Consider the following 12390-nt stretch of genomic DNA (forward strand, 5'->3'; position numbering starts at 1 on the left):
AGCTTTTTCTCTTTTATCGTTTGTACCCTAGATGCATCGCCGCTACTCCACCTGTGTAAGATTTCACTTCAACATCTGTCAAACCGGCTTCACGGAACATATCAGCCAATTGCTTTTGACCTGGAAAGTCCCTAGCTGACTCTTGAAGCCATGAATATTCATCATAGCTTTTAGCGACCATCTTTCCAAGCGCAGGCATAATATACTTAAAATAAAGCAAGTACATTTGTCGGTAACCAATCATCGTTGGCTGAGACGTTTCAAGGCAAACCACTTTTCCGCCAGGTTTCACGACGCGCTGCATTTCCTTTAAAACTTGAAGGTAATCGGGCACGTTGCGCAGTCCGAATCCAATCGTTACATAGTCAAATGAATTATCTTCAAAAGGAAGCTCCATTGCATTGCCATGTAGTAAAGTAATATTTGAAAAAGGTGAGTTTTTTACTTTCTCTTCACCAATCTTTAGCATATTTTGACTAAAATCCAGGCCAACTGCCTCTCCTGTTTCTCCAACTGCTTCAGCCATAGCTAGCGTCCAATCCGCAGTTCCGCAACAAACATCTAAAGCTTTTGTTCCTTTTTGAACATTCATTCGCTTCATCGTATCTTTGCGCCATGCCTTATGACGCTGAAAACTAATAACAGAATTCATTTGATCATAATTTTTGTATATTTTTTCAAATACGCCATGGACACGCTGTTCTTTTGATTGCTGCATATCTCTATCCTTCTCCTACGACATTTTTCAACACTTCTAAGCTAGATGTAAGTTCATCTAAGTGCTCTCTTAAAAACTCATTCATCGCAAATTCACTTCGCAAGTACCCTCTAACAATATTTACAGACTGTTGAGTATACGAATAAAGGTATTCTTTTATTTGTTCTTGATTCATGCCAATTTGTTTGCAATAGTTTAGCAAGAGAGTAGGCTCTTTATGCTGTAATGACTTTAATTGCTTTAATATCCCATTCAAATACGCTGCATGTTTTAAAAGTTCTTTCCACTCTTCACGTTCAAAATAGTCACATAAGCATCTTACAAACGATGATTCTGCTGCTAAAAAACTATTCATAACGTCGTGTGGATTAGTAGAGCGATTGTTATAAATGTGTATCTTAGCGATATTAATTTCTTTAATAGCAGATGCTATAACTTTCATTAAATTCAGCTGGCTGCTTTGAGCTAAATAGTAATAGTACAGGCCGCTGTAATAATCTCCGGCCAAAACTACCAGCTGCCTCTCATGCAGCTTCCCTTCATTTCCGCTAACATTTTGAGTGGAGACTAGATCGTGGGTATCAAGTGCGGTTTGAACGAGCATCACAGATAGCACAGAGCTGTTCTTTTTTTCTTCTTCCATTGAAAGAGTATCTAAGAACGAACACATGTACAGTAATCTATTTTCATCAATACGCGGATGATGAATATATTTTTTTACATATGGATGACTTAATTCAACATGAAGCTGTTCTTTCATGTTGGCCACAATATCATAGATGGTTTTTACGCTCATCATCCTTGTCTCCCTTTCCATCACTATTTGTTTAAAGTTCTTTTAACTCCAAATCGATAGTGTCAATTATAACATAATTACATTATAAAATATCCTTTAAATTCTTTTGAAGCTTTTTCACGGTTTAAATCCTTTAGCTGCTCATCCGCTTGAACACCGTTCATCTACATACCATCTTGATTTCTTAGACAGTAATTTAAGATATTGCTTTTAGTTTCACCATGTTTTTCCTGTTCTTATTCATTTATTTTAAATATAAATAAAAGCAGGAAAATCCCTGCTTATTTTTTCGTATCGGATTCAATTTCTCCGTGAACAGTCTGAACGACGGCTTTGCCACGAATTTTAATTGCGGATGTATGCTCAGTAAACTGCGCAATCATCACTTCGCCTTTATCTAGTTTTTCTGAATGATGAAATCGCGTATCTGCTCCTCGCGTTAAGCCAATTACGTTAACTCCATCTTCGACCGCTTTAATGACAATATACTCTGGCGTTCCTTTTTGTGTCATATTCTCTTCTCCTTCATCATCCACATTATGATTTAATCAATGATAAAACTTCAGCTCTAGAACTTGCATCGTGTTCTAACACTCCACGCACAGCAGAAGTGATTGTCATAGCCCCAGGCTTTTTAATGCCTCGCATGGTCATACACATGTGCTCTGCTTCCACTACTACCATTACCCCGTGCGGCTCTAATGTTTCTACAATAGAATCCGCCACTGTAGATGTAATTCTCTCCTGAAGCTGAGGACGTTTCGCAACAGCTTCTACCGCTCTTGCCAGCTTACTTAAACCGGTCACTCGTCCGCCTTTTGGAATATACGCAACATGAGCTTTTCCGTAAAAAGGCACTAAGTGGTGTTCACACATAGAGTAAAAAGGAATATCTTTTACAAGCACTAGCTCTTCATGATCTTCTCCAAAAACTGTTTTAAAATGCTCTTTTGGATCTTCATTCAACCCGGAAAAGACTTCCTCATACATTTTAGCTACTCGCTTTGGTGTATCTAATAATCCTTCACGGTTTGGATCTTCGCCAATTGCTTCTAAAATTAGTCTCACAGCTTGTTCGATCTGTGGTTTATTTACAGATGACATGTTGTTGCCCTCCAATTCGTTGCATTACGACTTTATGAAAAAAATTCTAGCATATGTATATACCAAAGGCAAAAAAGAAAGGTCGCAAATGTGCGACCTTTCAAAGCTCTTCATCAACGGCTATGAATAAAGCCATTTTATGTAGATATTATTTTACAGCATCTTTAAGAGCTTTACCTGGTTTGAATGCAGGAACTTTGCTAGCAGGAATTTCGATTTCTTCGCCAGTTTGTGGATTGCGTCCTTTACGAGCAGCACGTTCACGTACTTCGAAGTTACCAAAACCGATAAGTTGAACTTTGTCCTCAGCTTTTAAAGCTTCTAAAATTGTATCGAAAACAGCATCAACTGCTTTTGTAGCATCCTTTTTTGAAAGCTCACTTGCTTCTGCAACAGCATTAATTAATTCTGTCTTGTTCATGCCATTCACCTCCTCCCAAAATCGGATCATATAATAACTAAAAACCTTGTTAGAAAAGGAATCTAGTAATTCGTTATATCTCATTCTTTAACAAAACAAATGGATATTATACATAACCTATGTATCGACAAGCCTAATCATAAACGATTGAACTAAATAATTCAATGTTTTTCATTCATCTGCCGTATGTATGTAGTGAAAACAGTATGATCGATCGATTTCTGTTAAAAGATTAACATATTGAACAAGGCATAGCAAGCAGAAAATAACGCAGGAATAGGATAACCACGCGATCTATCACAATATATGTAAAGTTTTGTATGATCTATCCAAAAAGAAGAGGCTCCTTTATGAGGAGCCTAACCTTATATTCTTATAAAATAATCGCGATTAAACCTCCAGATCCTTCGTTAATAATCCGTTCTAGCGTTTCTTTTAACTTATATCGCGCATTTTCAGGCATCAGCGACAGCTTTCCTTGAATCCCTTCTCTTACGATTGAACTTAGAGAGCGGCCAAATATATCTGAATTCCAAATTGAAAGCGGATCATCTTCAAAGTCTTGCATCAAATAACGAACTAATTCTTCGCTTTGCTTCTCCGTTCCGATAATCGGCGCAAATTCTGATTCTACATCCACTTTAATCATGTGTATAGAAGGTGCCACTGCTTTTAAACGAACTCCAAAACGCGATCCTTGGCGAATAATTTCAGGTTCATCAAGGCTCATATCTGAAAGCGAAGGTGCAGCTACACCATAACCCGTTTGCTTAACCATGCGAAGTGCATCAGAGACTTGATCATACTCGGTTTTTGCATGCACAAAGTCTTGCATTAACTGCAGCAAATGATCTCTTCCGCGAATTTCTACTCCCACGATTTCTTTCAAAATCTGATCATATAAGTCATCTGGAGCGTATAAGTCAATTTCGGCAATCCCCTGCCCCATCTCAATTCCGGCTAATCGAGCCTGATCGATAAACTCAAACTGGCTAAATTGCTCTACTACCCTTTCAACGTCTCTCAGTCTCTTAATATCTTTTACCGTTTCTTTAACGGCTTCTTGATAGCTTTCACGCAGCCAATGTTTATCTTTTAAAACCATTACCCAGCTTGGTAGATTAACGTTGACTTCTAATACAGGGAACTCGTATAGTGCTTCTCTTAATACGTTCATCACATCAGTATCGCGCATGCTTTCCACACTCATCGCTAATACTGGGATATCATATTTTTCATTAAGCTTTGCACGAAGCTTTTCTGTATCGGGATGATATGGCTGTACGGTATTAATAACCATGATAAAGGGTTTGCCTACTTCTTTTAGCTCATTAATGACGCGCTCTTCTGCTTCCACGTAATCTTGACGAGGTATATCTCCAATTGAGCCATCTGTTGTAATGACGACACCAATCGTTGAGTGTTCTTGAATGACCTTTCTCGTTCCAATTTCAGCCGCTTCGTGAAATGGAATTGGTTCTTCATACCAAGGTGTATTGATCATTCGAGGTCCATTTTCATCTTCGTACCCTTTAGCGCCTGGCACTGTATATCCTACACAATCTACTAACCGTATGTTAACTTCTAGCCCGTCATCTACCAAAACATTGACTGCTTGATTCGGTACGAATTTTGGCTCAGTTGTCATAATCGTTTTTCCAGCTGCACTTTGTGGTAGTTCATCTTGTGTGCGAGCTCTTTCTGCCTCGTTCTCGATGTGAGGCAGGACCACCAGCTCCATAAACTTTTTAATAAATGTAGATTTTCCTGTTCGAACTGCTCCCACCACACCTAAATATATATCGCCTCCTGTACGTTCAGCGATATCTTTAAATACATCCACCTTTTCCAAAAGATCCCCTCCGATCTATGAGTTCATGGAATATGACATCCATTGCGAGAGTAAATTAGGACACTATATAGTTATGACGTTGTCCTATTAAAATATGACTTTTGATAGAAAAATTTATGATTTTTTTCATGCACATGCTGACTTAGTCATTCTGATTTTCATTATTGGTATACAAGAAAGAGAAAACCCCTTCTCTCTGAATATTATTCAAGGAGAAGGGGTTCATGACTTATTTTTTAAAAAATATTGGTTCATTCTTATCGTTAACTGTATAAGGAAGAGAGTAAGCAGGTACAAAATCACTGTTTTCCACAAGGAGCTTTCGGATATCTTCACCCGGTTTGTAGGAGCTTTTATGCTTTTGAATGGCATCATACAAATCAGGACGATAATCTACAAATACATCTCCCTGCCCATTAACAATTAAAGAAAGACTATTCCCTGTATACGGGCTAGTAACGACAGGGGGTTCTTTCATATTCAATTTCTTATAGTTAATAGAGAATACGCCGGGAGCGATGACGTCTTTAAACGGTACGTACCCTTTATGGTTTTGACGGTATATATTCAAATGTACATTAACATCTTGAATCGTATCCGCCATCCGTAAGTCTAATAATTTAACCGTGGGCTTTGTTTCTGCATCCACAAGCACGTACGCAAATATCCCTCCGCTTTCATACGAATTCCCAGGTGCGTCTTGCATGTATCTAGGAACAATTTTTGTAAAGTCAATCGGATATTTTTGATAAATCGGCGTGTCCATATCTTTCGTTTTTATCGGCAATAAGCCTCCGCTTTCTTCTTTAAATTGATCAACGGCCGTTTGTACGGAAGCAACTTGATCTTTATAAGGAACTTGATTTTGAGACATTCTTTCCGTCGGGTATAAACAACCGGATAATACAAAAATGGTTAACCCAACAATAGACGTTAGCATGAATTTTTTCATTTTCCTCACCCTACCATATGTACATTAAGCATCTGTCGGACCACTGAATACAACAATTACCATAATAAGACCTGCTACAATCATGAGCGAATAGGCAATGAAAGCGAGTACAATTTTACCAACGCGGTTCGTGATTTTATAACGACTAAAGTAAATAGAAAATACCGCAATAAACATAAATACAATGGAACCCAATGAAATCCACATCTTTAACAAACCTGGCGACAAATTGCATCCACTCCTTTTTTCACCGTTATTATAACATAAGGACTTATAGTTAAGACGGATATTAATAGAACATTCTAAATTTAATATTTATTTACCTTCCATTGATTTACGCTCTATAGTAATTACTTTCCTATTAAATTGACAAATTCCTGCTTTTTCACATAAAAAAATCGAAGCGAAGGGGGCTCTTCGCTTCGACCGTAACTAAATATTCCCATACTAACAGTTCTACTCATCTTTATTTACACGTTATTTTATGCAAGTAAATGATTTTGGGTATCACCAATTGCCTATTTTTTCATATTTCTTTGCACTTAATTTAATTTTTCTCCTAAAACATTCGCTAAATCTTCCATTTCATGTGTTTTAGTACGAGACATAAGCGCGTCTACTGCATCTTTTGCCTTCACATCATTAAACAGTACATTATATAAAGCATCAGCAATCGGCATTTTCACGTCGTATTTTTGAGATAGCTGGTAAGCTGCTTTCGTCGTGCGTACACCTTCTACAACCATTCCCATATTTTCTAATACTTCGTCTAAATTTTTGCCTTTTCCAAGAAGATTACCAGCGCGCCAATTTCGAGAATGAACGCTTGTACACGTTACAATCAAGTCTCCAATCCCGGTTAAACCTGAGAACGTCAGAGGATTGGCGCCAAGCACCGTACCTAAACGAGCGATTTCAGCTAAGCCACGAGTCATAAGAGCGGCCTTCGCATTGTCACCATATCCAAGTCCATCCGTAATACCAGCAGCAAGAGCAATAATATTTTTTAACGCTCCCCCAATTTCCACACCAATCACATCAGGATTTGTATAAACACGGAAGTACTGTTGATTATTAAATAAATCCTGTACTTTTTCTGCTGCTTGTATATTTGTTGAAGCTGACGTCACGGTTGTCGGCTGCCTTCTACTTACTTCTTCAGCATGACTCGGGCCTGATAAGACAACGATGTCTTTTGTATCAATTTCTTGTTGAATCATTTGAGATATACGTAAAAGAGAATCCGGTTCAATTCCTTTACTTACGTGAACAATTGTAAACAGTTCATCGGTAAGGGATTTTAGCTGTTGCAACACTTCACGAATGGCCTTCGTTGGAACAGCTAAAATAAGGGTTTCAACACCCTCTATTGCCTTTTCTAATGACGTAAAACCTTTAATCTGATGAGGAAGCTCTACACCAGGCAGATATTTTTCATTCTGATGCGTCTCGTTGATTTGATCAATGACTTGTTGTCTATGTCCCCAAATGCGAACATCGTGTCCATTTTCCGCCAATACGAAAGCTAATGCAGTTCCCCAACTCCCTGCTCCTAGTACAGCTATTCTTTCCACGCCGATCACATCCTCTGTTATTTTCTTGGTCTTGCAATAATTTTAATTGGAGTTCCTTCGAATCCAAAAGCTTCACGAAGCTTATTTTCTAAGAAACGTTTATATGAAAAATGCATTAGCTCAGGATCATTTACAAACACAACAAAAGTTGGCGGCTTGATTGCTACTTGAGTTGTGTAATAGATTTTTAAGCGGTTGCCGTTGTGAGTAGGCGTAGGGTTCATTGCTACTGCATCCATGATTACATCGTTTAAGATGCTTGTTTCTACACGTACAGCATGGCTTTCGCTTGCAAGATCAATCATTGGCAATAGCGTATGCGTACGTTTTTTCGTTTTAGCTGAAAGGAATACAATTGGAGCATATGTTAAGAACTGAAAATGCTCGCGTATATTTTCTTCAAATTTTTTCATTGTTTTTTCATCTTTTTCTACTGTATCCCATTTATTCACAACAATGACGACAGCTTTTCCAGCTTCTTGTGCATAGCCAGCAATTTTCTTATCTTGTTCAATAATACCCTCTTCAGCATTTAATACAATTAAGACAACGTCTGAGCGTTCAATTGCCTTTAATGCGCGAAGTACGCTGTATTTTTCAGTACTCTCGTACACTTTTCCACGCTTTCTCATTCCAGCTGTATCAATAACAACATATTCTTGATCTTCTTTTGTAAACTTCGTATCAATAGCATCGCGTGTCGTACCGGCGAGATCACTGACAATAACACGATCTTCACCTAGAAGAGCATTAACTAATGAAGATTTCCCTACGTTAGGACGACCAATCAATGAAAATTTAATGACTTCTTCTCCGTAGTCTTCGTCTTTTTCTTTTGGAAAATGCTTAGCTGCCTCGTCTAACAGGTCACCTAAACCTAAACCATGCGTTCCTGAGATTGGGAACGGTTCTCCATATCCTAGTGCGTAGAAATCATAGATTAATTCTCTCATTTCAGGATTATCTACTTTATTAACGGCTAGGACGACGGGCTTTTTGGATTTGTATAAAATTTTCGCCACTTCTTCATCAGCTGCAGTAATTCCATCGCGTCCATTCACTAGAAAAATGATTACGTCCGCTTCATCAATTGCAATTTCTGCCTGCTGTTTGATCTGTTCTAAAAATGGCTCATCTCCAATATCAATACCGCCAGTATCAATAATGTTAAAGTCCAAATTCAGCCACTCACCTGAACTATAGATACGATCACGAGTTACACCCGGAATATCTTCTACAATAGATACTCGCTCTCCTACAATTCGGTTGAAAATTGTTGATTTTCCTACGTTGGGACGACCAACAATCGCAATAATTGGTTTTGGCATACGATTCTTCCCTTTCCTTGATCTTTTTTATGTATCGGCAACCAGTCTTTAATCGACTAAAGGTATTTATCTACATGTACAAATAAATAAGATCATTCGTTTTTCAAAAATTGAGGCCATGCAGCGTGGCATGACCTCTACTAATCGATCATAAGCGATAAAGCAGGATTTTTATCAGCTCTTTCTTATACTGAACTGATTAACTGCCTATCCGCTGAATAAGCATTACTCTTTCAATCAAACAATTTTATCAAAAATCACCGGTAACAACAATATAATTTTACGAAATCTCTTCTTCTATTTGTAAGTACTTTGCTTTTGCCTGTGAGACTTCAGCACGTACAAATCTAAATAAGCAGAGAAATAAACCAGCATCTCCCAAATAAACATCGCTCCTACTGCTGTGGCTAAAACGTCGAGTGTACGAAGAGACCCTATTTCATAAGATGCGATATCCCGAATGACAACTGCGTATAAAAAGTCTCCTCCAACTACACCTAAAATGATTGCTGCGAATCTTTTTTCAGCATCTTTAACCACCATAAAGCAAATATATAAGATAAGTCCAGTCAAAATCCACTTACGATCAATAAAAATCCAGACAGGATCATAGAGCTCAAGTAAACAAAAACTAGCATAGGCAATTATTATAATGCCGCATACAATAACATAATATAACTGCTGAAATCGGCTGTAGCCTGAAGCATACACACACGCTACTCCCACTAAAAACAAAGCGGTGTAGCTACATGAAAACTGAGTCATATGCATGTTCATTCCGCTTAGGAGTATACTGATTAATATAATGGCTGCTACCTTCCAACGCCTAGCTGTTTTGGGCATAAGAAAAGTCGCAACAATCCATCCCATCCACGAAAGCCAATAAAAGAAAATTCCGTCCACTGAATATGGCACCTCCCCTATCTGTCATCAGTATGTATCAATTTTGGAAAACTTAATCGGAGTTTTAGAATAGAACCGCTTATTTTGGACAACCTATCAGAAAAAAGGAGGGAATATAAAATGGGAAAAGATCGTCAAGAGAAAAAATTAAAGGAATCAAAACGAGTTGAATCTGACCGTGATCAAGGACTTCACTATCCGGGAGCAACTAGCTTGCAAAGTCCTGAAGAAGCGCGCGAGTTAAATGAGCATAAATAAAAAAATGCGCTGACTAAGTCAGCGCATTTTTTATTTTAAAACTGGATGTGAAACAGGATAGGAACGTTCTTTCTTTCCTGTAAACAAAAAGAGAACTCCTCCCACTAACAATAGTGCTCCTGACAAATAAAATCCGAATTCCATACTTCCAAGTTTATCTGCAAAATATCCGGTAATGTAAGGTGCAAAGATCGATGACAGCATGCCGCTGAAGTTAAAAAAACCGTACACTTTAGAGTACATGGAAGAGGGAGTAATATCCGCCATATACGAAATTAAAATCGGATCTAATGCTAATTTCCCTATCAGACCGTACACAATTAAGCCGATTAATAGCCAAGAATAACTCTCTGTATAGGGAATAAAAAATTGACATAAAGCGCCCGCTACTGACAAACTCACAATTAAAGCTTTTTTATTTGCAATTCGATCCGATATATATCCAAAGAAGATTGCTCCTGGAATAGACGCCCACGGTACTAAAGATGCTATGATGCCTGTTTGAGACCCTTCTAAGCCGCGCGAGTGCTGCAAATAATAAGGAAGCCACGTCAGCATCCCAAAAAATCCGTAAAGAGAGCAGAAGATTAAAATGTATACGAAAATATGATTTTTTGTAAATAATACTTTTAGCGACTGCTTTGTTTCTTTATTTAGCGAATTTTTTTCTTGATCCCTTTGCTTATCTTTTACAAAGAAAGCTATTAAAATAGCTATTACTATAGTCGGAATAGCAAATAAGTAAAAAGTAAACTGCCAGTCTTTTTCTAACGTATATGTAATGTATGTAGAACCGATAAAACCAAGCGATATACCAAAAGCCATTCCACTATTGATGAGCGCAGACACTAGACCTCGGTATCGTTCAGACGTGATGCTTGAAGAAATTCCGTATTGTGAACCATAATACGTTCCTTCTCCAAGTCCTGTCAGCGCCCGCATGAGCAAGAACATACCGAAAGTAGTCGTAAGTCCTGTAAAGAATGTGGCAACTCCAAACAAAATGTATCCAGCCACTAAGATCTTAACGCGACCAAATCGATCTGCCAAAAAACCCGTTGGAATCTGCATAGCTGCATACGCTGCAAAAAATACGGTAGACATTAGCCCAAGTTCAGCTTTATTAAGATCCCACTGCGCACCGATATCTCCCATAACTGGAGATAAAATATTACGATCTGCATACATGAAAACCCAGCCTAAAAAGAAAAGAAAAATTGTAAATATAGGATGTCCCTTTTTCATTACGCCACCTCTTTTTTCTGATTTTTCTGTTTATTTAACTTATTATAAGTGGCTAACGTTTGGGATTTCATGCTTTTTGTCACTTCTTCTGCCAATATTTTTTGCTTTTTTTAATGAAAACGCGATCATTCATCTTCTAAGGAAATAAAAAAGCAAGCAGTTAACTGCTTGCTTTTTTATCATCTGTTATTAAATGTTTCTATAGATACATTTCGCTGAGTCAGCCAGCTATGGGTATCCCCTGTAATAACTAGAGGCATTTGCTGAAGCTTAGCAATAGAAGTTGCTCCTAATGCAGCCATGATAAACGTTAACTCCTCATGCAGCTCGGCTATCTCTTCTACGACTGCTTCTAAACCAGACTTCATTAAAATGGATAGAAAATATCCTGCCATTCCCGTTGCAGAAGCTCCTAACGCAATGGACTTAGCAACATCCATAGAGGTTTGAATACCTCCTGAACCAATAATGGATATACCTTCTACGTGCTGAGATACTTCCGCTAAAGAAGCTGCTGTGGAAATTCCCCAATCATTAAAGAAGTGAAAATGTTTTGCTCGTCTTTCATTTTCGATTTTCGAAAAATTGGTACCACCGTACCCACCAATATCAACGATTTCAACACCAACATCTTTAAGTTTTTGCACTGCTTGAGCGCTCATCCCAAAACCTACTTCTTTGACAATTACAGGAACGGTTACTTCTCGGACAATTCGTTCAATACGACGTAATGCATCGGTAAAATCACGATCTCCCTCTGGCATGACCAGTTCTTGTATAACATTTAAATGAATTTGAAGTCCATTTGCTTCAAGCATATCAACCGCTTTTTTAGCTTGTTCAACTGTAGCTTCACTGCCTAGGTTGGCAAAAATAATTCCGTTAGGGTTTTCTTGACGCACTACTCTGTATGATTGTTCTTCCTTTTCATCTTTAATCGCAGCCATCTGCGATCCAACGGCCATTGCTAATTGACCATGATGAGCAATTTGAGCAAACGAACGGTTAATCCGTTCCGTTTCTTGTCCGCCTCCACCCGTCATAGCATTTATAAAAATTGGCGAACTTAACAAAAGTTCGCCAATTTTTGTATCCATATGAACATCGTGCACGCCTGTATTTGGTAAGCTATTATGAACGAAGCGAATATCATCTAGCCCGTGCAGCCGATGCTGTCCCGTTTGAATCGCATGATGAATGTGATCAATTTTACGTTTTGCTCTGCTCACAAATCATCAC

General features: G+C 38.2%; 14 protein-coding genes. 1 reads left to right on the plus strand and 13 read right to left on the minus strand.

Going from position 1 to position 12390, the window contains the following annotated elements; translation table 11 throughout:
• Positions 1 to 13: 13 nt before the first annotated feature.
• From ACMX9J_RS12610 to ACMX9J_RS12660, 11 genes are all read right to left on the minus strand, one after another.
• The gene (locus tag ACMX9J_RS12610) at positions 14 to 718 is read right to left on the minus strand and encodes a demethylmenaquinone methyltransferase (RefSeq protein ID WP_013059012.1); all 705 of its coding nucleotides are present in this window, start codon (positions 716 to 718) and stop codon (positions 14 to 16) included.
• Positions 719 to 722: 4 nt separating this feature from the next.
• The gene (locus tag ACMX9J_RS12615) at positions 723 to 1517 is read right to left on the minus strand and encodes a heptaprenyl diphosphate synthase component 1 (protein WP_029714662.1); all 795 of its coding nucleotides are present in this window, start codon (positions 1515 to 1517) and stop codon (positions 723 to 725) included.
• A gap of 278 nt (positions 1518 to 1795) precedes the next feature.
• Positions 1796 to 2026, minus strand: a complete 231-nt coding sequence (gene mtrB / locus ACMX9J_RS12620; protein WP_028411509.1) for a trp RNA-binding attenuation protein MtrB — start codon at positions 2024 to 2026, stop codon at positions 1796 to 1798.
• A gap of 25 nt (positions 2027 to 2051) precedes the next feature.
• Positions 2052 to 2618: a GTP cyclohydrolase I FolE gene (gene folE, locus ACMX9J_RS12625; RefSeq protein ID WP_013059015.1), complete on the minus strand. Its 567-nt coding sequence runs from the start codon at positions 2616 to 2618 to the stop codon at positions 2052 to 2054.
• Positions 2619 to 2766: 148 nt separating this feature from the next.
• A complete protein-coding gene (locus ACMX9J_RS12630; RefSeq protein WP_013059016.1) occupies positions 2767 to 3039 on the minus strand; it encodes an HU family DNA-binding protein in 273 nt (90 codons plus the stop codon).
• A gap of 373 nt (positions 3040 to 3412) precedes the next feature.
• Entirely contained in the window at positions 3413 to 4891 is a 1479-nt protein-coding gene (spoIVA, locus tag ACMX9J_RS12635) for a stage IV sporulation protein A (RefSeq protein ID WP_013059017.1), read from the minus strand.
• 229 nt (positions 4892 to 5120) lie between these two features.
• The gene (locus ACMX9J_RS12640; protein WP_028411510.1) at positions 5121 to 5843 is read right to left on the minus strand and encodes a hypothetical protein; all 723 of its coding nucleotides are present in this window, start codon (positions 5841 to 5843) and stop codon (positions 5121 to 5123) included.
• Positions 5844 to 5867: 24 nt separating this feature from the next.
• Positions 5868 to 6071 (minus strand): DUF2768 domain-containing protein, encoded by a 204-nt coding sequence (locus ACMX9J_RS12645; protein ID WP_028411511.1) that lies wholly within the window; start codon positions 6069 to 6071, stop codon positions 5868 to 5870.
• 314 nt (positions 6072 to 6385) lie between these two features.
• Positions 6386 to 7417 (minus strand): NAD(P)H-dependent glycerol-3-phosphate dehydrogenase, encoded by a 1032-nt coding sequence (locus ACMX9J_RS12650; protein ID WP_013059021.1) that lies wholly within the window; start codon positions 7415 to 7417, stop codon positions 6386 to 6388.
• Positions 7418 to 7434: 17 nt separating this feature from the next.
• Positions 7435 to 8745, minus strand: coding sequence for a ribosome biogenesis GTPase Der (der, locus tag ACMX9J_RS12655; RefSeq protein WP_014458340.1), 1311 nt, complete (start codon positions 8743 to 8745; stop codon positions 7435 to 7437).
• 297 nt (positions 8746 to 9042) lie between these two features.
• Positions 9043 to 9648 (minus strand): hypothetical protein, encoded by a 606-nt coding sequence (locus ACMX9J_RS12660; RefSeq protein WP_028411513.1) that lies wholly within the window; start codon positions 9646 to 9648, stop codon positions 9043 to 9045.
• A 120-nt stretch (positions 9649 to 9768) separates the two neighbouring features.
• Between ACMX9J_RS12660 and ACMX9J_RS12665 the strand changes: the two genes are divergently transcribed.
• Entirely contained in the window at positions 9769 to 9906 is a 138-nt protein-coding gene (locus ACMX9J_RS12665) for a YpzI family protein (RefSeq protein WP_013059024.1), read from the plus strand.
• 30 nt (positions 9907 to 9936) lie between these two features.
• On the opposite strand, the gene ACMX9J_RS12670 is transcribed toward ACMX9J_RS12665, so the two are convergent.
• Positions 9937 to 11151, minus strand: a complete 1215-nt coding sequence (locus ACMX9J_RS12670; RefSeq protein WP_028411514.1) for an MFS transporter — start codon at positions 11149 to 11151, stop codon at positions 9937 to 9939.
• 179 nt (positions 11152 to 11330) lie between these two features.
• Positions 11331 to 12380, minus strand: coding sequence for a type 2 isopentenyl-diphosphate Delta-isomerase (fni, locus tag ACMX9J_RS12675; protein ID WP_176343444.1), 1050 nt, complete (start codon positions 12378 to 12380; stop codon positions 11331 to 11333).
• Positions 12381 to 12390 lie beyond the last annotated feature (10 nt).

It is taken from the genome of Priestia sp. RMT2NF4 (genome assembly GCF_047872835.1).
GTDB lineage: Bacteria > Bacillota > Bacilli > Bacillales > Bacillaceae_H > Priestia > Priestia zanthoxyli.